The sequence below is a fragment of the Neobacillus phoenicis genome (assembly GCF_047302305.1).
Taxonomy (GTDB): domain Bacteria; phylum Bacillota; class Bacilli; order Bacillales; family Cytobacillaceae; genus Neobacillus.
This window is the reverse complement of the sequence record NZ_CP154847.1, coordinates 2392489-2415654: the sequence shown is the minus strand read 5'-3', so window position 1 is coordinate 2415654 and position 23166 is coordinate 2392489. Positions and strand designations below refer to the sequence as shown.

Genomic DNA, 23166 nt, shown 5'->3' with positions numbered 1-23166 from the left:
CGGAGTTATTTTTTGTTTACTTGACGTCCGCTCTTCTTCTGACTTTGAGACCCTGAGTTTCCGATTTGAAACTCATTACCAAGTTCAACATCGTTTCTACTATCCTGTTTTTCAATTTGCGCTCTTGTTTGATTTGCATTTTGCCTTCCTTGCTTACTCATAACGCATCTCCTTTTTTTTGTTTTGAATGCGATATTAGTATGCACTTCAGACGAAGAAGTTATTTCAACGCATTATGCCAGCTAATTCCAAGCGTGTTTTCTCCAGCGTGTACGCCAATGACAGCACCTAATGGACAGCAAATTACTGTTAATGCTGGAAACTGTTGCTCTAATTCAGTCTTCCAGCTATTTGCCTGGTCCTCATGTAAACCGTACAAAATATAAACTTCTTTAAATTGATACTTCTCGTAGGAGGATTTAAAATAATCTAGGATTTTTTCCTTTGCCTTTTTCTCACTGCGAACTTTTTCTTTTACATTTAATACACCGTCTTCAATAGATATAATCGGCTTAACGTTAAGCAAACTGCCCAAGAAAAATTGTACCCCATTCATCCTCCCGCCACGATGCAACTGTTCTAAGCTACCGACAAGAACATAGGTCTCATTTGTATCCCTTATTTTCCCCATGTGATCAAGAACGGATTCTAGATTGCTACCACTATTAAGTAGTTCCATTCCTTTTTTCAGTATAGCCGTCATGGGATAGGTGAGTATTTTCGAATCAAAAGTAGTGACAGGGACATCTACAAGTTTAGCCGCCTGCTCACTAGAGGACACAGTGCCACTAAGTTTACCCGAAAGAAGGACGGTTACAATTTGGTCGTATTCCTTTGCAAGCCGTTCATATAGTTCCTGAAACGCACCAACAGAAGGCTGTGATGTTTTAGGTGGGGTATTCAAATGCTTTAATCTTTCAAATAGTTCTGCGGGAGATAAGTCAATTCCATCGGAAAACTCCTCCCCATCTAGCAAAATGGTTAATGGTACTGTATATAAATCTGGATGATTTTTTAATTCCACGTCTAAAAATGCGGTACTATCCGTAACCCAAGCCGTTTTGACCAATCTGATCTCCCCTTATAATTAGTATGAGGTCATATTATCTAGGTAATAATATCGTACCCTTTAATTTGAATATTGTAAATATTTAAACATAAATAAAAGGCTGTTCTCAAATGAGACAGCCTTTTACCATGAAGAACCTCTATTTATTTAGATACTCTGTTATTTTTTGTTGGGTGGTAATCATGACATCTGTCATATCAACTAAATCATCCAGCTGGTCTTCAGTTATTAAGCGTTCAAAGTCCACTGTTATAATCCCTTTTTTCTTTTTATTAGGCTCTAACGGATCATGTCGAATGGATAATGTAATTTTCCTAGAAGTTCCCCATATTCCCAAAAGAATCGTATTTAGTCCATGGTAATCAACTTCAACCGCTTCTATATCAAAGGTAAAAAAAAGCTTTACTAAACAGCCGACAAGCTGTTCAGTCTGAGAGCTTGGAAGAAGCTCTGCTGATAAATGGACAAGCTTGGATTCCAGTTCTATTTTTCCTAAAACAGCTTTTGGCTTTCCTTGTGGAATGGAGAAGCTAATGTTGAAATGACGGGACATTTTTGCCATATTGACCATGTCATTGCGATCGGTAATGATAATCTCCCCACTAAGGTCCCTGTCGTATAGTGCACCTTCAACAATTACTTTCATATTATCAAAGGCTGTTGGATCAAACATTAATCATTCGACTCCTTTTAGAAAAGACCTACTGCATTTCCGTTTTCATCTACATCCATATTTAAGGCAGCTGGTTTTTTAGGTAGACCTGGCATGGTCATTACTTCTCCTGTCAATGCAACAATAAATCCAGCTCCAATTGATGGTTTAAACTCTCTTACCGTAACAATAAAGTCTGTCGGTCTACCAAGTTTAGCAGGATCATCAGATAATGAATATTGTGATTTTGCCATACAGATAGCCAAGTTTGACCAACCGAACTTTTCAAAGTCAATCAACTGCTTTTTCGCTTTTGGTGAAAATTCAACATCCTTTCCGCCGTACACCTTTTGCACAATGGTTCTTACTTTTTGTTCAAGTGAATCAGACAATTCATATAACGGATGGAATTTGTTCTCTTCCTTTTCAATGACCGATAAAAGCTTTTTAGCAAGTTCTATGCCACCTTCTCCACCTTTTTCCCACACTTCTGTCAAAGCAACCGCCACGTTTTCTCGTTCACACCATTCTAATAATGTTTGTACCTCTAAATCTGTATCGGTGATAAATTTATTAATCGCAACAACAACTGGTAACCCGAAGCTTTTTATAGTTTCTATATGCTTTTGCAGATTAGCAAATCCAAGTGTTAATGAAGCAACATTTTCCTTCGCTAGCTCAGTTTTCGCTACACCTCCATGCATTTTAAGCGCACGAATAGTCGCAACAATAACTACAGCTTCTGGTTTAATACCCGCACTTCTAGATTTTATATGTAAAAATTTCTCTGCACCCAAATCAGCGCCAAAGCCGCCTTCTGTAATGACATAATCGGCTAACTTGGTTGCTGCAGTTGTTGCAATTACACTATTGCATCCGTGTGCAATATTAGCAAAAGGCCCGCCATGGATAAGCGCAGGAGTATGTTCAATTGTTTGGACTAAATTGGGCTTAACTGCCTCTTTTAACAACAAGGTTAGTGCACCTTCAAGTCCTAGATCCCCAACAGTAACAGGTTCTTTATTATAATTATAAGCAACGACCATACGAGATAATCTTAATTTTAAATCTTTTATATCAGTTGCTAGGCATAACACAGCCATAATTTCAGAGGCTACCGTAATATCAAAACCGTCTTCACGTGGGACACCTTGAAGTGGACCACCTAAGCCAATGATGACCTTTCGTAAGGCACGATCATTTAAATCAACGGCCCGTTTCCAAACAATTCGACGCTGGTCGATCTGCAGTTCATTTCCCTGTTGGAGATGATTATCTATTAATGCTGCGAGGGCATTGTTTGCAGTAGTAATTGCATGTAAATCACCTGTAAAATGCAGGTTGATATCCTCCATTGGAAGAACTTGAGAATATCCTCCCCCCGTGGCTCCGCCTTTAATACCCATAGTCGGTCCTAAGGATGGTTCTCGCATCGCGATCATAGCTTTTTTTCCAATACGATTGAAGGCATCCCCTAGCCCCACAGTAACGGTCGATTTCCCTTCACCAGCAGGAGTTGGATTTATCGAAGTGACAAGAATGATCTTCCCACTCTCTTTCGTTTTCAGTTTGGAAAGTACTTCATTGGAGATTTTTGCTTTATATTTTCCGTATAGTTCAAGATCATCTTCTACTAAACCAATTTTTTCAGCGATTTCGACAATCGGCTTCATCTTTGATTCTTGTGCAATTTCAATGTCTGACTTTACTTTTGTCATAACCAAATTAATCCCCCGCATTCAGCAATTAATATAAAACTACCCTCTAATTGTATCAAATAAGCTGTTTCTTTCCGATAAAAATTATGAACAAAATAATATCTTTTCTGAATTTATAATAATGTTTATAATGTAAATATCGAATTTTTCAAATATTCATTGACATGTATTACTTACGGTTGTATTAATGGATTAACTTATAAAAGTTAGGCTCTGTTAAACTTGCCAGTTGATTTCCGCTCCAGGTGCTTCGCTTTCCGTGGGCGTTTCGGCGAGCCTCCTCGGCGCTTGCGCCTGCGGGGTCTCCCCTGAACCGTACTCCCACAGGAGTCTTCGCACCTTCCGCTCCAATCAACAGGGGATAAAAATCAACCATATTCTTTAACACAGCCAAAAGTAAATGTGGAACTACATTAAAAAGGGGATGGTCACTTGCCTATTAACATTCCAAAGCTATTACCTGCTCGGGAAGTGCTGGAACAAGAAAATATTTTTATCATGGACAACGAACGCGCAACTACTCAGGACATCAGGCCATTAAATATTCTTATATTAAATTTGATGCCTGAAAAAGAAAAAGCGGAGACACAGTTATTACGGTTACTCGGTAATACACCGTTACAGATTAACGTAAACTTCTTAAAAACAAATTCATATGAATCTACACATACTAGCAAACAACATTTAGAACAGTTTTATACTACTTTCTCACAAATTAAAAATCAAAAATTTGATGGAATGATTATTACAGGTGCCCCAGTGGAGCTTCTAGAATTTGACCAAGTAAAGTATTGGCCAGAGTTAACGGAAATCATGGAATGGACAAACACCAATGTCACTTCTACCTTACATATTTGCTGGGGTGCACAGGCAGCTCTGTACTATCAATATGATATTGGCAAATTCGAATTAGAACGAAAGTGCTCTGGCATTTATGCACATCGAATATTTGAACAAAATGATATATTATTACGTGGTTTTGATGATCTTTTTTATGCTCCCCATTCTCGTTACACAGATGTATCAATCGAAGCAATAAAAAGTAATCCACGTTTAAAATTATTAGCTGCTTCAGAGGATGCCGGGGCATTATTAATTGCCTCACGAGATAGAAAACATGTGATGATTACTGGTCATTTAGAATATGAATCTGATTCATTAGCACAAGAATATTCAAGGGATTTAAATAAAGGGCTTGAAATCCATATGCCTGAAAATTACTTTCCCAACAACGACCCTACTCAGCCACCAATCAACCGCTGGAGGTCTCACGGTCACTTATTTTTTTCAAATTGGCTTAATTATTATGTTTATCAAGAAACTCCTTATACATGGGAGTAGGACCAAATAAGAAAAGCGGAAGCGCCTTGATCAGCCCCGACAGGCAAATGTTCTTCTGCAAAAAAGTCGCTCTTTGACTTTTATTGCAGAAGGTATTTGACCCGAGGGGCTAGGCGCTGGAGCTAGACAATTCTCAAAGACGAATTTTAAACCTTCTTATTATGTGAGCAAAGAAGCACTGGACAACACTCCAGGGCTTCTTTTTTGCATTTACCGTTCATTTTCGTTTATTATTCAATTTTTTTAGAAACACTAGTGCGGAAAGGGGGTAATTCATGTGGAAACAATCGTTGCACTTCACCGCAATCATTTTGGAGAAATCATCAGCTTTGTGACCTCGGAGGGTCGAATTATTTCATCCCGTAAAGCGTTGGTGGAGGCTGAAAATGGTTTAATTCAGGGGCTACAAGCCATTGAGGATGGGGAAGGAAGAGTTTCCTTACTGCCTGATCAGGATCAGACCTTTGACCATTATCCAAATCTATTCTAAAAGAGAGGCTGTCATAGTAACAGCCTCTCTCTATTTATTCAACTTGCTCATTTTGTTTTTGAATTTCTTTTAATGCATCCACTCTGTTCTGGTCTTCTTCAAAAAATTGAACGAGATCACCAATTCGATCAATTGAGTCCCAACTTAAATGATGTTCAATCCCTTCAACATCAACATATATATTTTCTTCTTTTACTCCAATAATTTTTAAGAATTGTTCAAGCAATTCATGTCTAAAAACAAGGCGCTTTCCTATTTTATTCCCCTTTGAAGTCAATCGAAGTCCCCGATATTTTTCATACACTAGATACTCATCTTTATCTAATTTTTGTACCATTTTTGTTACTGAGGAGGGATGTACAGACAGCGCTTCGGCAATATCTGATACCCGAGCGTATCCTTTTTCTTCAATTAATATATAAATTTGTTCGATATAATCTTCCATACTTGGTGTTGGCATCCCGTACCCTCCATTGATAAGAATCATTAAAAGTTTACTATAGAAAAAATTAAGTGACAAGGTTCTTTATCACTTAATTCATACATTCTTGTATTATTTTGGAACTGGCTCATGAAACAAAAATCTTACTTTCCTATCCTTCTCATCAAGACAAAGTCGAGCGTTAAAGGTTTTCTCTTTGTTTTTAAATCCATCAATTACTTCGGTTTTCCCTTCGGAGAGCAGAAGTTTGATATTTTTTTGGGTAATAGTTTTACCAAGAATCTTTTTTGAAATGGTAAAGTCACACTTGTTTTTTTGATAATTTGAACACCCGTAAAAGCTTCCTTTATCAACAATAGTCCCATCACATTTTTTACAAGGGCCTATTTTAGTATACGATTGTCTTTTATTTTTTTGTTTACCTGGAGTAAATTGATCACGAACATCCTCCGAAAATGACCACTTTTGTGCCTGTTCTAGACTTGATGAGATTAAATGGATTACCATTTTTTTTGTTTGTTCCATGAATTGCTTCGGTACGGCCGACCCCTCGGATATTTCTTTTAGTTTTTGCTCCCACTTAGCAGTCATTTCTGGTGAGGCCAGAATTTCAGGACCAATCGCCTCAATTAATATTTTGGCCTTTGCAGTTGCATATACCAGGTTCTTTTTGACATCAATATATAAACGATCCTTTAGCATTGTAATAATGCCTGCTCTAGTTGCCTCTGTTCCTAACCCCTCTGTTCTTGATAGAATTCTCTCCAGTTCCTTATCATCAATATGTCTGCCAGCCGTTTTCATTAATGTAATTAGTTGACCTTCTGTATAACGCTTCGGTGGCTGAGTTTGACTCTCTTTCACTTCTACCTTTTCAGTTATTCCCATCTCCCCTTTTTGGAGGGATGGTAGTGCTGGTTCATCTTCACGTTCTTTCGAAGTTATTACCCTTTTCCAGCCTTCTTCTATTTGTACTTTCCCTTTTGAAACAAAAGAAGCACGACCATCTACAAGTGTGGTCACCGTTGTATATTCTGCAATAGATTTATTATAATGGGCAGCAATTAAACTAGTAACTACTAAATCATATATTTTTCGCTCGTCTGGACTAAGCTTTTCAATTTTGGGTATTTGTTCTGTCGGAATTATTGCATAGTGATCCGTAACCTTCTTTTCATTTACATATCGTTTATTATCTGCAATAGATGGATTGGGTAATGGAAAATAAGCAGCATAATCTTCTATCTGACTTAATTTATTAAGGATATCCGGGAAAGTATGGGCTTCTTCTTTGGTTACATATCGAGAGTCTGAGCGTGGATAGGAAACATTTCCTTTTTGATAGAGCTTTTGCATGATATCAAGTGTTTTTTTAGGCGAGAACTTAAAGCGTTTATTCGCTTCTGCTTGGAGTGCTGACAGATTATATAGAAGAGGAGGTAGAAATTCCTTTCTTTCAGATTGTACCTCACTGACCTCTGCAGGTTTATCCCTGCAAAAAGCAGCTACCTTTTCAGCTAACTCCTTCGTTTTCACATGGGTTTCCCCGTCATTTTGCCATTTTCCGCGATATTTTTTTCCATTAATCTTAAAAAAACCTAGAACTTCCCAAAAGGGTTCAGCCTTGAAATTCTCTATTTCCAGCTCCCGTTTTACAATTAATGCCAACGTTGGTGTTTGCACTCTTCCAACTGAAAAAACATCAGAAAACCCCTGCTTCTGAAGTAGTAAGCTATACAAACGTGACGCATTCATGCCAACAACCCAATCAGCACAAGCCCTTGTATAGGCTTCAAAATATAAATTTCGTGTATCATGTTCCTCTAATAGTTTTTTAAATCCGTCTTTTATAGCATTCGGCGTTAACGAAGAGATCCAAAGTCTTTTCATGGGTTTTCTGCATTTAGTTAGCCTAAGTATATTTCGAATGATCAGTTCACCTTCACGGCCTGCATCTCCTGCATGAATTATTTCCGTAACCGCAGGATTGGCCACTAACTGTTTTATAACTTGGAATTGTTTCGCCTTATCTTTTGTTACTTCATATTCAAATTGGTCCGGTATAATCGGCAAATTATCTAAAGACCATTTTTTCCATCCCGATGAATACTTTTCTGGAGCAACCAATTGACAAATATGACCAATTGCCCAAGTAACATAGGCTCCTTGTTGAAATATTTCATTTGGAAAAATTTCAATAAATCCATTTTGCTTTTTGTGCTTAAAAATTGACGCTAATGTTGACCCTTGATCCGGTTTTTCCGCAATAATTAATTTCATATAAATTGCTCCCTTTTTACAAAGCATCCCAAATTAATTATATCAAAATAAACTAAATAAAGGTTACCTGTTTTAGGTAACCCTACAAAGAATATATAATTTCTACTTTAATTTTTTGACAGCGGATTCTTGTAAATACCAATTTTCTTCAGGAACTATATTAGAAACAGTTAAAATAAGAGATGGAATTCTTTCTACATCAAAGACAATAGCACCTATTTTCTTTGTGAACATAATAAAGGCATTACCATGTGGAAAGTTGGCTAAATCGTCACCAATATGAAGCAGCGACATCAAGATTACCTGTTTTTCTGCCGCATCAATGAATACTTGTGGTGAGAATCGTAAAATCCATTCCTCACCCGCGATTGAAAATCGAAACATGGATATCCCCGCCTCTATAACAAATATTTTTAATCTAACATATGAGTGTACTGGAATTTTATGTTATTCTATCTTTAAAATTCTAATTATGTTAAATTTCAAGGAAAGTTGTTAAAATAGCCAAAAAAACGTTTGCATTTCTTGACTGTCCAATTTCCTTATTGTATATTTAAAGCATCATGTAACAATTAAATGCGAATTTATTTTTGCTGTTTTTTTACATGATAATATTTATCTTTGGCACCAGGGGTGTCTTGAAAGGCTTAGGAGGAAGAAGTACATGCAAAACGGTAAAGTTAAATGGTTTAACAATGAAAAAGGTTTCGGTTTTATCGAAGTTGAAGGCGGAGACGATGTATTCGTACACTTCAGCGCAATCACAGGTGAAGGCTTCAAATCATTAGAAGAAGGCCAAGAAGTTTCTTTCGAAATCGTTGAAGGAAACCGCGGACCACAAGCTGCTAACGTAGTAAAACTTTAATCTTAATTAATAATAACCAATCAAAGGCTGACGTTTATCGTCAGCCTTTTTATCTATAATCCAAATTACGTAAGTTTCTTTCCATATTCCTGGAGTTTTTCTCCAACAGTACATTGTGTGATACAGAAACGATGGGCTGCTCTTCTTCCACCCTCTTTTTTTACATGCAGATGCAAAAAGCAGCCATCACAATATTGAACCATTACGTTTTCTAAATGATTAAACAATTCCTTTCTACCAGTGTCTCTCACTAAGCAACCTCGCTCCTCGATTATAGTATTAGTGTTTTCGCAAATATCTCTTTTCCTTCTAAGGCTTGGGTAGCTAAGCGATCTGCTTCCTTGTTATCTTTTCTTGATATAACTGTATATTTTGGGTTAAGACCAAGCGCTTTCATCTTTTCCTCAATTCGGTCAAGCCAGCGATTGAGTGTTTCCTCATAACACGGCCAGTCACCGTCCAGCTGTTTTAATACTCCCTGAGAGTCTCCTTTAAACTCGCAAGACAACTGCTGAACACCCAAATCCTCTAATATATTTAATGCATAATAAAATGCCGCGTATTCAGCTTCATTGTTGTTCTCCAATTGCTCCAAGCGTTCATTCGCCCGAATGCGGTATTTCTTCTTTCCTTGTTTAAAAAAAATAACCGTACCTAGTCCTGCGAGATTGGATTCCTTTTGATATCCTCCATCAAAATATACCGTAATATCATGTGGTTCTTCCTCTATTTCAGTCATTAGTTTCTTCATTTCTTTTAAAATCCATGATGTCCCTTTTTCATCATAAAAATAAAGTTCTGTAACTTTTCCAGTAGCTTCAAGCTCTTCACCTATTTGTATGGCTATTTCACCAGATACCCACTCAGATGATAATTGCACTTTCTCGTTACTTTTCAATTTATATTTCCATTCTAACCTATAATTCATTGTATTCAGCCTCTCATGAATGATTTCAAATACTCATTTTGGGTGTGAAACGTTTTTCTACTTAAATATATATGATTATCATACCCACTTAAGCAGAAGAAAATATTTTCCTGCCTTACTGTGTTAAAATATGATAAACTTTATTAATTAACAAATGGAGGAAAACAGCATGATAGAAGTCTATATTGATGGGGCAAGTGCTGGTAACCCTGGTCCAAGTGGAGCTGGGATTTTTATTAAAGGGAACGGTTTGGCTGAAGAATATTCCTTACCACTTGGGACGATGTCAAACCATGAAGCTGAATTCCATGCTTTTATTCATGCATTAAAAATATGCCTTGAAAAAGGATTGATCCACACAGTTGTGTCTTTTCGTACAGATTCGGAATTAATTAATAGGGCAATGGAAAAGGAATTTGTAAAAAACAAACAATACTCGCCTTTACTTGACGAAGCCTTAAAATTATCAAGAAAATTGGAGTTGTTCTTTATGAAATGGATTCCAAGCGCCGAAAACAAGGTAGCAGATAAACTGGCAAGGCTTGCTATACAAAAAAACTCAAGTGAAGGAGCATTTTAATTCAACATGAAAAGACCATTATTTGCAGATTTGAGTTTGCTTTTTGTTACTTTAATCTGGGGAACCACTTTTGTTATTGTCCAAAATGCGATTGATTTTTTAGAGCCTTTTGCCTTTAACGGAATTCGTTTTTCTATTGCGGCTGTATTATTAATTTTTTGTCTTCTAGTTTTTCAAAGGAAACAATTGAGGGAATTAAATTTCAAACTAGTTGCCTCAGGAATCATTATCGGTTTCTGGCTTTATCTAGGTTATGTAACCCAAACGATTGGTCTTTTATATACAACGACATCGAAAGCCGGATTTATTACTGGACTAAGTGTAGTCTTGGTCCCACTATTTTCAATGGTACTACTTAAACAATTTCCAAGCAAAAATGCCGTAACTGGTGTGCTAACTGCTACACTCGGCCTGTTTTTACTAACCATGACGAATGTAACTTCCTTGAATATTGGTGATGGGTTCGTTTTTGTTTGCGCAATTAGTTTCGCCTTACACATTATTTTAACAGGTAAATTCAGTAGTAAGTATCCCACACTTTTATTGACTGTCATCCAGATTTCTACAGTAGCCTTATTATCAATTGGCTCATCTTTCATTTTTGAAAATGGAAAAAAATCCTTTCAATTAGACATTCTTATGTCTAAAGATGTCCTAATTGCTTTAATCGTCACTAGTGTCTTTGCTACAGCTATGGCGTTCTTTATTCAAACAAATTTCCAAAAATTCACTTCAGCTACAAGAGTGGCATTAATTTTTGCGATGGAACCTGTTTTTGCTGCCATTGCGGGTTATGCATGGGCAAATGAGCGATTGTCTGTAAGTGCTTTTTTTGGTTGTATCCTTATTTTTATGGGGATGATATTTGCAGAACTTCCAACTAGTAAGATCCCCAAACTTAGAAAAAGTAAAAGCCTAGAAGGTTGAATAAAAATTATTAATGTACAAAAAAGAGGTCGACTAGGTCAACCTCTTTCTTCTTTAAATTGCTAATAATTCTTTTTCTTTGATAAACTTTATAGCGTCTTTCCTAGTGTCTATTTGGTTTGATATAAGCGTTTCCAATAACGAAACATAAAAACTGCCATCAAAGCATTTCTGTGCTTTTAATGTCAGTTCAATTGCTGTGTTAATCATTTCATCGGTAGCATTTGTATAATGTTTCCCGAAGAAGATAAAACCAATTGCATCATCTTGGAATTGAAATCCTTTTCCTTCCAAGTAATGCAAATACTCTTCCACTGTACGCACTGACTTAACCAATCCTCTCCCCCAAATCTTTACACATCCCTTTAAAATCTTACCTCAAAAATGGAGGATTTTCTATTCTTTTTTGTACAGAGATGACCAATGACCCCTACCAATACACCCATTATAGCTCCTCCAATGACTTCTTCAGGTTGATGACCTAACATCTCTTTAAGTCTTTTCGGAGATTTTTGTTTAAACTCGACACTTTCGTCTTTTTGGATTTTTTCAATTAAATCATTCATTGAGTTTACTTTTAAAGTTAACTCCCCTGTTTGCCTGCGGACACCTTGAGCATCATACATAACAATCAATCCATAGACTAGTGAAAGGGCAAAGTCAAACGTTGGTAATCCTCTTTGTAAGGCAATGTATGTGGTAAGTGTTGAAACCCCAGCCGAATGTGAACTAGGCATCCCACCTGTGCCAAAAAACAGCTCGGGCCGCCATTCTTTCTTTTTAACATAATGAATGGGAATCTTCATGCCTTGGGCTAACCCTATGCTAAAAAGTGCTAGATAAACACCTTTATTCATGCAATCACCTCTACCCTTATTGTTAGAAATCAAAATTTTTTTATTCCTTGTGGAAATACTAACTAAATGGGAGGTGAACATTCATGAGTAAAAAACATAATGCTAATCGTGGGGTTAAAGCACCCGGTGTGAATCCTCAAGGGTATGGACAAGATGCTGAATTCGCTGAAGAACCAAAAAGCAAGCTTGAAAATGCTGCAAAGAAAAAAAACACTAAATAATATACCATAAAAAAACTGGCTGCCTTAAGTAAGACAGCCAGTTCCCTTTTTGAATTTAAGAAATAATTGCTTCATTAAGCGGTAACAGGCGCTGCAATCCACGAAGCTCTACTTCCATTAATTTATTTAAAGCTTTATCTTTTTCGATAAAGAGACCTGTTTCCTCTAAGACATATGTGATCGGTACATCACATTTTATTTCTGCAAGCCTTCTTGAAAGGTGCAGCATTTCTAAATCCTGTTCAATCTTAGTTTTATTAGACTTTGATAAGCGATCTAAATTGGAAATAATCCCCTCAATATGGTGAAATTCTTGTAATAGCTTAAGCGCTGTTTTTTCACCAATCCCCTTAACACCAGGGTAATTATCACTTGGATCCCCCATGAGCGCTTTTAAATCAACCATTTGTCTTGGGGTAATTCCTTTTTCCTCAAAAAAGGTTTGAGGAGTGTGTACAAGATAATTTCCGTAGCCTTTTTTCATCAGAATGACTGATATACTCTCGTCAAGTAACTGAAGAATATCTTGGTCACCTGTTAAGATAGAAACATGAGCAAAATCCTTTGCATGCTGAGCAATTGTCCCAATACAATCATCTGCTTCATAGCCTGCTAATCCAATATTGGGAATATCGAATGCATCAACTACTTCCTTTACCAAGTCAAATTGTGGAATAAGCTCTATAGGAGCTTCTCCACGATTCCCTTTGTAATCAGGGAATAACTCCGTCCTAAAGGTTTTGCTTCCCATATCCCAGCAAACGGCAAGGTGAGTTGGTTTGAAAGAAGAAACTGCTGTGAATAAGTGTTTTACAAATCCGTGGATTCCATTGGTTGGAATCCCTTTCGAATTAATCATAAATTGTCCAGTTACTGCAGTTGCGTAAAAGGCTCGAAATAATAATGCCATCCCGTCAACAAGCATTAATGAAGGCTTTTGATTAGTCAATTTCTAAGTCCCCCTATATTTAAGCGGCAAATCCTAAAGACTCAATTGCCTGCTTTTGAACGTTATTTTAATCACACGCTTTCCATTATATCATAGGTTGGACTTGTCATTTATTCGATATTATTTCCAGCATAAGAAATCCAGTCACTAAAGCTCCCCACATAAAGCTTTACCTTCTCATACCCAGCTTCTTTTAAAGCAAGGAAATTAGGAGCCGCTGTTACTCCTGAACCGCAGTAAACAATAATTTTACTTTTAACGTCGATATTTGAAAACCTTTGTTTTTGTTCCTCGACTGTCTTATATTGGTTTGAATGTAAGCCATCCATCCAAGGCTTATTTAGAGCTCCAGGGATATGTCCTGCTTTTTTATCGATTGGTTCCTCCAAACCAAGGTATCGTTTTTCTTCTCTCGAATCGATCAAAATACAGTCCTTTGGCCGATATTGAACTACCTCCTCGACTTCCTTCGTTGTAGCTAGTACACCAGGATTTAGTTCAACATGAAATTTTACTGGTTCAAGCGCAGGAATGTCTGCTGTCACAGGGTAGCCGGCTTCTAGCCATTGTTTATATCCTCCGTTAAGGACAAAGACATTTTTATGACCTAGGTATTTTAGGAGCCACCAAAATCTGGCTGCATAAGCTCCCTCCCCATCATCATAAGCAATAACTGTTTTGCATTCATTGATACTTGCGCTTTCAAGTTTCCCAATCAATTCCTCCAAATTTGGCATGGGATGTCTTCCGCCATGCTCCATAACAGGGGCTGATAGATCCTTCTCCAAATCAAAGTAACATGCACCTGTGATATGGCTTTCAAGATATTCCTTTTTGCCTTTTTGCGGATCCGCTAAGGAAAATCGGCAATCGACAATTATGATATTACTATCATACAAGTTATTAAACAGCCATTCCCTGTCTTTCACAAACATCATCCAAGTTCTCCCCTTCTCAAAACCAATCTATTTTGGTAGCTTTTGCTGAATCTCCATTAACCTTTGAAGCGAAACGCCTCCATCCAATGCAGAGAGAAGACTTAAGTAAAAATCATCAGCTTGTTCCTGTAAATTGGATAGCAAACAATCTGTTTCCTTTACTAATTCAAATTCATAATGACTTTTCAAACGATCTCCTGACTGCTTTAAGTAATCGTCAGCAAAAACACTTAGAACTCGATTCAGTTCTTCCACCATGTATTGCTTATCGTTCTTTTCAAAAAAGGATTTTGGATTTTTAAAATGACCCAATGCTTTAGTAAATTGCTGTTGATCTATATCCTTAAATGCTAATGAGAAATCAATCTTTTCATACTTGGATTTTTCAAAGGCTGAAAAAGATAAATCCCGATTTACTTCAAGAAGGTTTCGAATTAGTTGACCATGATAGTCTGTAAGAATCTTTTCAATAAACCGATCCAATCTTACCGTAGTTGCCCTCATCTCCTGTGCAAAATCAAACCCAATACTTTCTAGAAATTCATCAAGTGCAGCTTGCAGTGCTTTTTTCAAATTGCGTCCGTCGTCCCTAAGTGTTGACGGATTGAATGCCTCTTTAAAAAAGTCTCCAAACCGTAGAAACACCCTTTGCTTAATGTAGTAAATTAATTCTTCCGCTTCCTGTAATAAACGATTTTGCAGGCTTTCCCTTGATTGGTTTTCTAATAACTCCTTTATTTTAGCCTTTTCTAATTCAAACTCTTTTCGCTTCTGCTCCTTAACTGTTTTGTCTTCCTGTGAACTTTGAATTAACTTATTTACTAATTCAACTAAACGTCCCAGTTCCTTATCGGCAGAAGATATAGCCATTTCCGTTAAGTCATTAGAAATAAACTGATAAAATGACTGCTCAAAATGGTTCATTCCTGATTGCTGGCTTTGAGTTTTATTTTGTTTTTCGTTTAATGCAAGCAAGCTTGATAACGAATACAAATGTGGATTCCGAATTCCATATTTAATTAATTGGTCCGTCACATAGTCAGCCACAAGTTCTTTCTCTTCATCGTTTTCAGCAAGATCAATTGCATTAATGATAAAGAACATTTTATCCATCTGGAAGGATTCCTTTACACGTCCCAGCTGAATTAAAAATTCTCGGTCTGCTTTCGAAAAAGCATGATTATAATATGTGACAAATAAGATAGCATCTGAATTCTTTATATAATCAAATGCAACCCCTGTGTGTCGTGCATTAATACTGTCTGCTCCAGGGGTATCAACAAGCGTAATACCTTTTCTTGTTAGCTCACAATCATAATAAAGTTCAATCCACTCTACATAACAGGATTTTTCCTCTCTTGCCACAAACTCATTAAACTCAGTTATTTCCGTTTCCTTGGTTGTTCCAAGCATAGGTACTAGAGAAGCAAACCCTTTTTTGAATGCCTGTAAAAAGGCAAAATGTGTTTTTTCGAGTACACCTTCTTGGCCTTTCTCAAGCAAAATCTGGTCAATCATTTTCACTGCATAGTTTAAATCATCAATATGCAAATCAAAGACCTTTAAGGAGCGATTTACATCTTCAAGCATTGACTCAAGATCTTTAAACTTCACAAGGACCGTTCCATGCTTCCTTTCAGCAGTAACAGGCTTAATTTTATTGATAGCCGCAGTCGTAGGGTTTGGAGATACTGGTAAAACCTTCTCCCCCATTAAAGCATTTGCAAATGAGGACTTCCCCGCACTAAACGCCCCGAATAAAGCAACAGTGAACCCTTTATTTTCCAATCGATTTGCCTTTTCTTCCAATTCTTTAGAAAGTTTTTGGAAACCGGTTAAATCTTTTATCAGATTTGATGAAAGATTTAGTCGTTCAACGGTTTGCTTTAAATGATTATCTGACTGCTCAAAAATCTCCCTTTCATCCATGGAAACAATCTTTGTATTCACTATGTTTTTAGAATTTTTATCTTGGTTCGTACTAACTTGAGAGCCTTCTTGAGTTTTAATCACATCATATTCTTCATCATGCTGACTAAAAAGATGGTTGCGATCCTCCTGAAGAATCTCTTGATTTGAAAACAATTCATCAATCTTTTTATCTTTTATAAAGATGGTTTGTTCTGCCTTTTTCAATTCTGTTAGCGCATTTACATATCTCTTAATTTTTGTAAATTCCTCTTCATACTGTTGTTGTAATTTGGATGTTTGAATAGTTATACATTCTACAAACATACTTTTAAATTCAGTAAGTTGATTTCTTGCGGTTCTTTTTATTTCATTGGCAACATCCTCAGTATAACGAAGAACATATTCCCCTGATACACGTGCTCCAGACTTAACGGTCTCTTCTAATATTTGCATAGGAATAGGGATGGAGAAGGATTGAGCTAAACCTTGCAGCTCGATATCTTCAATTTCAGACTCCTTTATACTTCGCATTAAAAATTCTCGAATATGCCATTCAAGCTGTGACTTTATTTTATCTAGTAAATCTTGATAGAAACTCTCTAATCTCTTATTTTTCTCTTCATTTGTCTTTTGTTTGGAAAACAAGAACCCCACTTTAAATTCTGGTTGACAGGATTCTAAATAACTTTCCGCTAATGCTCTTGTCTGATATGGCATGATGATTGCATTTTTCAGGATTTGTGAAATTTCATTATCAAAGTTTTTTTCTTTAATTTCCGTTCCTTCACTTATCTTTTGGAGGTCGCGAGAGACTCTCTGATGGGATGCTTCTAAATCTTGTCTTTCCTTCTCCGATAATTCATTTAATATTTTTAGGATAGGAATGAGCTCTTCATCTGTTTTCTTATGTGATTGATCGATATGATCCTGGGCAATTTTTCGTAAAGAATTAAACACTGATGGGATTAATAAATGTTCCTTATCATTCAACTTAGATTGAATGAACTGTTGAAGTTCTGAGAAATCATTGAAAGGATGATTTTCATCTTTTAATGATGTGTAAAAAATTCTTGCAGGTCTTACACCCCAAGAAGCGAAAGAGTCAACCACACTTTTTTGAAAGTCGGTAAAACTTAATTCGTCATTTTTGTGTTTATCGATCTGATTAATGACTAAATAAACCTCTTTACCTGCTTGCGTTAATTCCTTTGTAAACAAGAAATTTAATTCTGCTTGGACATGATTGTAATCCATTACATAAAAAATAAGGTCTGCAAGATGCAGAGCTGACTCAGTTGCAATACGATGAGCATCATCTGCAGAGTCAATTCCAGGTGTATCCATAATTACCGTATTTTCTGGTAAATGAGAATCCCTATGACTGATTTCAATGGATTCAATTTTGTCTCCATCCTTACAATAATTTTTGACTAACCCATAATCATAGGGTGCTAGATATAACCTTGGTTTTTCATGTTTGAAATATACTTTGGCATATTCCTCTCCTGCTTTTACTCTAACAAGGTTTGCACTAGTCGGGATCGGACTTGAGGGTAATAAATTCTCACCTACCACCCGATTGATCATTGTTGATTTTCCCGCTGAAAAATGCCCGCAAAAGGCAAGGAGGAACTCCTTATTCATTAATTTTTTTGCAAGTTGTTTCGTTTTTTCAGCGTGTGCTTCATCATTCTCATCAGTTAAAAAATTATATAAAGAAGCAATCTTATTTTTAAGTGTTTCAATAGTTTCAATTTGACTTGCGGTTTTAACCATTACATTTTCCCCTTAGCAACTTAGTAATGTTTTTATTTTATACGATAATTCAAACATTTCCTATCTTGACACAACTTTTATAGAATAAATTTTGTTTTTTCACTTATTGAACGTAAAGAAAAAAGCCAAGGATTTCTCCATGGCTTTTGAAAGTATTCTAACTGATATCATTTAATGAGTTACATTTCGTAAGACGTGCTTCATGACAAATGCATAAATGACTACGGTTCCTCCAACAAAAGCAAAAGCCATATGTAACACCTTCCTTATCGAGCTCTGATTGAGAATGATTTTCATCGTTGAGATAAGTTTAACATAGCTGATAATCGTTTTCAATAACGTTTTCCAACTGTCACAATTATTTAACAATCTTAGGGAGAAAACGATTACAATTTTGAAAGGCATCAACATATTCAGTTAAATCCTGAAGAGCCTTCTCTTCCTCCTGAATTCGACGCGACAAAATTATCGCATTAAAGATAGTGAACAAGATAGCCGTTAAATAGGAAGAAAATAACAATGGAACAACCAGTAGCTCGATAGCTACGACAAAATAATTTGGATGTCTTATAAAACGATAGGGTCCTTTCTTTATAACCTTTGCATTGGCTAAGATAAGAATTTTCGTATTCCAATACCTTCCAAGCGAAGTGATTGCCCATAATCTGACTAACTGAGTAACTATAAAAACAATTAGCAATAAAGGCCATATTGAGGATAAACCGCGATTCAGCCAGACCTTTTCGCCGAAAAATGCAACAAAAAACAGAATATGCATGCCAACTATAACTCTATAATGCTTTACTCCAAACTCAATGGCTCCATTTTTCTTCATCCATTTTTCATTACTTTTAGCAATAATAAGCTCCGTTACTCTTTGAGTAATGATGACTACAAATAAAACAAGGAATGGAAGAAAATTATTCATTTACACCCACCTCATTAGTAGCAGTTCGGAACTAAACCCTGGACCTAGAGCTGTTCCAAGCCCGATAGTATCCTTTGGAATATCCTTCTCCATGATGCGTTTCAGTACATAAAGGATTGTAACCGAAGACATATTTCCGAATTGCTTTAAGACCTCAAAGGATACATCTGTCATGGTAGTAGGAATATCTAATGATTTAACATAGGCATCTAACACTTTTTTACCTCCAGGGTGGGCAATAAAATAGTCTATCTCACTTAGGTTCATATGATATTGATCTAGAAATTCCTTCACATTGGGCTTTAACCATTCTTCAATAATTCGAGGTATATCTCTGGAGAATACAACGTACAAGCCTGAATTTTTAATCTCCCAACCCATTACGTCCAATGAGTTTGGCATAAGTGTTGATTGTGTCCCGATAATCGATGGATATGCCGCTTTTTTTCTATAATTCTTTGTATTCGAAGAGTCGCCACAAATCAATGCACAGGCAACCCCATCTGCAAATAGTGAGACCCCTATTAAATTACTCTTTGACAGATCATTACGTTGAAAGGTTAAACTGCAAAGTTCAATTGATAGGACAAGAACATTCGCTTCAGGAAATGCTAAGCAATACTCAAAAGCTCTTGATAATCCCGCAGCCCCCCCTGCGCATCCTAGTCCCCAAATAGGTACACGCTTCGTGTGTGGACTAAAGGGCAGTTGATTCATGATTCTCGCATCAATACTTGGGGTTGCCACACCTGTAGTTGAAATAAAAAAAATCGCGTCAATTTCTTCATAAGGCAGTGTTTTTCCAAGAAAATGAGTATTATTTAAGCATTTGGTAATCGCCTCACTACCAAGTGTAACAGCAGCATCTATGTAAGCATTATTTTTCTCCTCAAAAGTATGGTTACCTTTAAACCACTCTAGCCCTTTCACAAAATGCCTTTTTTCGATTTGTCCATTTTGAAAGGCTTTTAAGAGTCTTTCAATATCCTTAAATGAGTTAGCAAAAAGATCCCTCGCAAACTCAACTGCTTTATTTTGATTAATTTCATGTGCAGGAATAACTTCTGAAACAGAAAGAATAGTGGGCATCATACATTCTCCTTCATTCTATGTACGGGTATTTTTTCCAGTAGTCATGAGAATTATTCGAATGTTTATGTCACTACTTGGGCAAAAAAAAAGCCTCCCTACGACAGGGAAGCAAACGTTTTGAAGGTTGTTGTTGTGCTCTTAAATTATATCGCGATTTTAATTTTCCTTCATTACATAATCTTTACCAATTTTAGTGGCTTATTGTTTTTCTGGTTGAGCTTGAACTTCAATCTTTATTTTTTTATTTGCCAATAATCCGCAAACTTCACAAAATTGTTCTGCGTTATATAATAATCGACATTGTTCACAATAATATTTTTCCAAAGAAAACCCTCACTTCCTAATTTTAACTATGCTCTGTTAAATTTGCCTGTTGATTTCCGCTCCAGGCACTTCGCTTTCCGTGGGTGTTTCGGCGAGCCTCCTCGGCGCTTGCGCCTGCGGGGTCTCCCCTGAACCATACTCCCACAGGAGTCTTCGTGCCTTCCGCTCCAATCAACAGGGTATAAAAATCAACAATGTTCTTTAACACAGCCTTAAACTTATTCATTATGATTTATCTTATTTTTGCTATTTCAGGAATGTGACTTGGTTTCAAAAACTGGACTTTATGCTTGTGAAATATTATTCAATTACTTTTATCACAGGTAAAGTGTGATGGTTCACATTTATGTCACATTTACCCCTTGGTTAATGTGACATAAATCACTGTTATATCAAGTTTTTAACATTAACATAGTAGTTACCTAAGGAATGAACAATTTGTGAACTTCCAAAACTATATAGTTTACTTTCACAATTGTTTTGTATTATGAAAGAGAACTTATTATTTAATCTTTACTTTTCTTGAAGGGAGTGCAAGGGGATGGCAAAAGCGGAATTAAAAACAAAACAAAAAACTGAGATCGAAGACAGCTCTTCTCTCAAAGGAACATTAGCTTCCGTTTTCTTTTTAGGATTTTTCATTGTGGTCACCTGGGTAGGTGTCTATTACCTATTTGTAGAACGTTTTTAATGATTGAAGGGGGAAAAGGTTATGCATATGCATAAATTTGAAAAAATATGGCTTGCATTTGGAATAGGTGCCCTTGTAGTATTTTTGGTCACAATTGGCGTTAGTGCTTTTTATCTAGGTAACAAACCACCTAGTTGTTTAACTACTATTAATCCTGAGAAGGTCAATCAAACAAAACCATTTACTGAGCCAGGCCTTCACAAAGTTGAAGGGAAAGAATGGAACTATGAATTAGTGTATGTGGCTTCAGCCTTCTCATATAATCCTGTGCAAGTAGAAGTGCCACTAGGTGCGAAAGTAAGGGTCATTGCAACAACAACAGACGTTGTTCATGGATTCGAAGTAGCTGGAACTAATATTAATATGATGCTTGAACCTGGTTATGTCAGTGAATATACGACAACCTTTGACAAGGCTGGCGAATATCTAATTGTTTGTAATGAATATTGTGGTGCTGGACACCATCTAATGAGTTCAAAGATTGAGGTGGTAAAATAATGGTTAACAATACAGCTGTAATAGTAAAAGTTGACCCACGTGATGCAAAGCTATCGATGGCACACTTTTTTGTCGCCTTCTCCGCTCTTGCTCTTGGTGGTTTGATGGGACTTCTCCAAACCCTCGTTCGTTCTGGTAAATGGGAGCTTCCGTGGGGAATCGATTATTATCAAGTTTTAACTGTCCACGGAGTTTTGATGGGACTTGTTTTAACCACTTTCTTTATTATGGGATTTCAATACGCTGCAGTAAGCAGAACAACTGGAGGACATTCCCCAGGAGCAAGACGTACCGGCTGGATTGGTTTTTGGGTCATGTTGATAGGTACATTAATGGCTGCAACAATGGTTTTGCTTAAAGAAGCATCTGTTCTTTATACGTTCTATGCTCCACTAAAAGCACACTGGATTTTTTATTTGGGCTTAACCTTTGTAGTTGTCGGAAGCTGGATTGATGGTTCTGCTCAGATTCTGACTTATGCAAAATGGCGTAAGAATAATCCAGGACAACCAAGTCCTTTATTAAGCTTTATGGCTGTAGTGAATACTGTTCTTTGGATCGTTGCTACATTAGGTGTTGCTGCAACCGTTTTATTCCAATTACTGCCTTGGTCACTTGGCTTAGTGGATACTGTTGATGTTTTAGTCAGCCGTACATTGTTCTGGTATTTTGGTCACCCATTAGTTTATTTTTGGTTATTACCAGCTTATATGTGTTGGTATGCCATTATCCCAAAAATTATCGGTGGAAAAATTTTCTCCGATTCCTTAGCTCGTTTATCCTTTATTTTGTTCTTGCTTTTCTCTATACCGGTAGGGTTTCACCACCAATTAACCGAACCTGGAATTGATCCAGCATGGAAATTTTTACAGGTTATCTTGACTTTCATGGTTATTATTCCTTCATTAATGACAGCCTTCTCTTTATTTGCAACCTTTGAGAGATATGGCCGTTCAAAAGGTGCAACTGGTCTTTTTGGTTGGTTCAGAGTTCTACCATGGGGTGATGCTCGTTTTATCGTTCCATTTATCGGTATGGCCGTCTTTATCCCAGCTGGTGCTGGTGGTATTATTAACGCTTCAAACCAGATGGACCAGGTAGTTCATAATACTATATGGGTAACAGGACATTTCCACTTAACGGTAGCAACATCTGTTGCGTTAACATTTTTTGGAATCTCATATTGGTTAGTACCGCATTTAACAGGACGTAAATTAACAAAAGCAATGAATAAACTAGGTATTATTCAAGGCTGGGTATGGACAATTGGAATGGCCTTCATGTCAACTTCCATGCATGCACAAGGTTTGCTTGGTGGCCCACGACGTTCTTCCTTCTCAACCTATGGTGGTGCGAAGCAAGCGGCAGAGTGGATCCCTTACCAAATTGCTCAAGCAGTTGGTGGCTCAATTCTTTTCTTAGGAATTATCTTAGTGCTAATTATCTTTATCAATCTAGCATTCTTTGCTCCAAAGGGAGAAGAAGAATTCCCAGTTGGTGAAGCAGAACGTCCGGAAGAAAAAGCGCCAATGGTATTTGAAAACTGGAAGTTATGGCTTGGTATTACTGCTGCTTTAATTCTTTTTGCTTACACCATACCTTTTATTGATATCATTCAAAATGCACCACCAGGATCGAAAGGTTTCCAAACTTGGAGTAAATGGTAGTTTAAATAATAGAGAAAAGGCT

The 23166-nt window shown here is 36.7% G+C and carries 26 protein-coding genes; 9 read left to right on the top strand and 17 right to left on the bottom strand.

Annotation, left to right across the window (positions count from 1 at the left end; genetic code table 11):
• Window positions 1–5: 5 nt before the first annotated feature.
• The 4 genes from AA0X95_RS12495 to AA0X95_RS12480 all read right to left on the bottom strand — a co-directional run bounded on the left by AA0X95_RS12495 (window position 6) and on the right by AA0X95_RS12480 (window position 3439).
• Window positions 6–161, bottom strand: a complete 156-nt coding sequence (locus AA0X95_RS12495) for a hypothetical protein (protein WP_413309279.1) — start codon at window positions 159–161, stop codon at window positions 6–8.
• 59 nt (window positions 162–220) lie between these two features.
• On the bottom strand, window positions 221–1069 hold the full coding sequence (locus tag AA0X95_RS12490) for a DegV family protein (protein WP_413309278.1): 849 nt from the start codon (window positions 1067–1069) through the stop codon (window positions 221–223).
• Between the two features lie 139 nt (window positions 1070–1208).
• On the bottom strand, window positions 1209–1742 hold the full coding sequence (locus tag AA0X95_RS12485; protein WP_413309277.1) for a hypothetical protein: 534 nt from the start codon (window positions 1740–1742) through the stop codon (window positions 1209–1211).
• Between the two features lie 17 nt (window positions 1743–1759).
• Entirely contained in the window at window positions 1760–3439 is a 1680-nt protein-coding gene (locus AA0X95_RS12480) for a formate--tetrahydrofolate ligase (RefSeq protein ID WP_413309275.1), read from the bottom strand.
• Between the two features lie 432 nt (window positions 3440–3871).
• Here AA0X95_RS12480 and metA point away from each other — a divergent pair, with 432 nt between their 5' ends.
• Window positions 3872–4780: a homoserine O-acetyltransferase MetA gene (gene metA, locus AA0X95_RS12475; RefSeq protein WP_413309273.1), complete on the top strand. Its 909-nt coding sequence runs from the start codon at window positions 3872–3874 to the stop codon at window positions 4778–4780.
• A gap of 277 nt (window positions 4781–5057) precedes the next feature.
• Window positions 5058–5270, top strand: coding sequence for a hypothetical protein (locus tag AA0X95_RS12470; protein ID WP_413309272.1), 213 nt, complete (start codon window positions 5058–5060; stop codon window positions 5268–5270).
• A gap of 34 nt (window positions 5271–5304) precedes the next feature.
• On the opposite strand, the gene mntR is transcribed toward AA0X95_RS12470, so the two are convergent.
• The 3 genes from mntR to AA0X95_RS12455 all read right to left on the bottom strand — a co-directional run bounded on the left by mntR (window position 5305) and on the right by AA0X95_RS12455 (window position 8376).
• A complete protein-coding gene (gene mntR, locus AA0X95_RS12465) occupies window positions 5305–5730 on the bottom strand; it encodes a transcriptional regulator MntR (RefSeq protein WP_413309271.1) in 426 nt (141 codons plus the stop codon).
• A gap of 93 nt (window positions 5731–5823) precedes the next feature.
• Entirely contained in the window at window positions 5824–7992 is a 2169-nt protein-coding gene (locus AA0X95_RS12460; RefSeq protein ID WP_413309269.1) for a DNA topoisomerase III, read from the bottom strand.
• Window positions 7993–8094: 102 nt separating this feature from the next.
• Entirely contained in the window at window positions 8095–8376 is a 282-nt protein-coding gene (locus tag AA0X95_RS12455; RefSeq protein ID WP_308083445.1) for a hypothetical protein, read from the bottom strand.
• A 280-nt stretch (window positions 8377–8656) separates the two neighbouring features.
• Here AA0X95_RS12455 and cspD point away from each other — a divergent pair, with 280 nt between their 5' ends.
• Window positions 8657–8857: a cold-shock protein CspD gene (cspD, locus tag AA0X95_RS12450; RefSeq protein WP_026563856.1), complete on the top strand. Its 201-nt coding sequence runs from the start codon at window positions 8657–8659 to the stop codon at window positions 8855–8857.
• Between the two features lie 65 nt (window positions 8858–8922).
• Here cspD and AA0X95_RS12445 read toward each other — a convergent pair whose 3' ends face one another.
• Window positions 8923–9108: a zinc-finger domain-containing protein gene (locus AA0X95_RS12445; RefSeq protein ID WP_413309268.1), complete on the bottom strand. Its 186-nt coding sequence runs from the start codon at window positions 9106–9108 to the stop codon at window positions 8923–8925.
• Between the two features lie 20 nt (window positions 9109–9128).
• Window positions 9129–9785 carry a reverse transcriptase-like protein gene (locus AA0X95_RS12440; RefSeq protein WP_413309267.1) on the bottom strand — a complete coding sequence of 219 codons (657 nt, stop codon included), beginning with the start codon at window positions 9783–9785 and terminating at the stop codon, window positions 9129–9131.
• A 169-nt stretch (window positions 9786–9954) separates the two neighbouring features.
• Between AA0X95_RS12440 and AA0X95_RS12435 the strand changes: the two genes are divergently transcribed.
• Together AA0X95_RS12435 and AA0X95_RS12430 are read left to right on the top strand one after the other, a co-directional pair.
• Entirely contained in the window at window positions 9955–10365 is a 411-nt protein-coding gene (locus tag AA0X95_RS12435) for a reverse transcriptase-like protein (protein ID WP_413309266.1), read from the top strand.
• Between the two features lie 6 nt (window positions 10366–10371).
• The gene (locus AA0X95_RS12430; RefSeq protein WP_413309264.1) at window positions 10372–11292 is read left to right on the top strand and encodes a DMT family transporter; all 921 of its coding nucleotides are present in this window, start codon (window positions 10372–10374) and stop codon (window positions 11290–11292) included.
• Window positions 11293–11346: 54 nt separating this feature from the next.
• Here the strand turns inward: AA0X95_RS12430 and AA0X95_RS12425 are convergent, their stop codons facing one another.
• Together AA0X95_RS12425 and AA0X95_RS12420 are read right to left on the bottom strand one after the other, a co-directional pair.
• The gene (locus AA0X95_RS12425; RefSeq protein WP_309867824.1) at window positions 11347–11616 is read right to left on the bottom strand and encodes a DUF6123 family protein; all 270 of its coding nucleotides are present in this window, start codon (window positions 11614–11616) and stop codon (window positions 11347–11349) included.
• Between the two features lie 41 nt (window positions 11617–11657).
• Window positions 11658–12149: a divergent PAP2 family protein gene (locus tag AA0X95_RS12420; RefSeq protein WP_413309263.1), complete on the bottom strand. Its 492-nt coding sequence runs from the start codon at window positions 12147–12149 to the stop codon at window positions 11658–11660.
• 83 nt (window positions 12150–12232) lie between these two features.
• Between AA0X95_RS12420 and sspL the strand changes: the two genes are divergently transcribed.
• The gene (gene sspL, locus AA0X95_RS12415; protein WP_307287041.1) at window positions 12233–12370 is read left to right on the top strand and encodes a small, acid-soluble spore protein L; all 138 of its coding nucleotides are present in this window, start codon (window positions 12233–12235) and stop codon (window positions 12368–12370) included.
• Window positions 12371–12425: 55 nt separating this feature from the next.
• On the opposite strand, the gene AA0X95_RS12410 is transcribed toward sspL, so the two are convergent.
• From AA0X95_RS12410 to AA0X95_RS12385, 6 genes are all read right to left on the bottom strand, one after another.
• Window positions 12426–13319 carry a 5'-3' exonuclease gene (locus AA0X95_RS12410; protein WP_413309262.1) on the bottom strand — a complete coding sequence of 298 codons (894 nt, stop codon included), beginning with the start codon at window positions 13317–13319 and terminating at the stop codon, window positions 12426–12428.
• A gap of 110 nt (window positions 13320–13429) precedes the next feature.
• The gene (locus tag AA0X95_RS12405) at window positions 13430–14257 is read right to left on the bottom strand and encodes a sulfurtransferase (RefSeq protein ID WP_413309261.1); all 828 of its coding nucleotides are present in this window, start codon (window positions 14255–14257) and stop codon (window positions 13430–13432) included.
• Window positions 14258–14284: 27 nt separating this feature from the next.
• Entirely contained in the window at window positions 14285–17944 is a 3660-nt protein-coding gene (locus AA0X95_RS12400) for a dynamin family protein (RefSeq protein ID WP_413309260.1), read from the bottom strand.
• A gap of 171 nt (window positions 17945–18115) precedes the next feature.
• A complete protein-coding gene (locus AA0X95_RS12395) occupies window positions 18116–18280 on the bottom strand; it encodes a hypothetical protein (RefSeq protein WP_413309259.1) in 165 nt (54 codons plus the stop codon).
• A 22-nt stretch (window positions 18281–18302) separates the two neighbouring features.
• Window positions 18303–18872, bottom strand: coding sequence for an isoprenylcysteine carboxyl methyltransferase family protein (locus AA0X95_RS12390; RefSeq protein WP_413309258.1), 570 nt, complete (start codon window positions 18870–18872; stop codon window positions 18303–18305).
• The gene (locus AA0X95_RS12385) at window positions 18873–19961 is read right to left on the bottom strand and encodes a type III polyketide synthase (protein ID WP_413309996.1); all 1089 of its coding nucleotides are present in this window, start codon (window positions 19959–19961) and stop codon (window positions 18873–18875) included.
• 868 nt (window positions 19962–20829) lie between these two features.
• Between AA0X95_RS12385 and AA0X95_RS12380 the strand changes: the two genes are divergently transcribed.
• Genes AA0X95_RS12380 through AA0X95_RS12370 form a run of 3 tightly spaced genes read left to right on the top strand, consistent with a single transcriptional unit; the run spans window position 20830 to window position 23144 of the window.
• A complete protein-coding gene (locus tag AA0X95_RS12380; RefSeq protein ID WP_413309257.1) occupies window positions 20830–20979 on the top strand; it encodes a cytochrome c oxidase subunit 2A in 150 nt (49 codons plus the stop codon).
• 21 nt (window positions 20980–21000) lie between these two features.
• A complete protein-coding gene (locus AA0X95_RS12375; protein ID WP_413309256.1) occupies window positions 21001–21477 on the top strand; it encodes a cytochrome c oxidase subunit II in 477 nt (158 codons plus the stop codon).
• Window positions 21477–23144, top strand: coding sequence for a b(o/a)3-type cytochrome-c oxidase subunit 1 (locus AA0X95_RS12370; protein WP_413309254.1), 1668 nt, complete (start codon window positions 21477–21479; stop codon window positions 23142–23144). The genes AA0X95_RS12375 and AA0X95_RS12370 overlap by 1 nt, the downstream gene beginning before the upstream one ends.
• The last annotated feature ends 22 nt before the right edge of the window (window positions 23145–23166 follow it).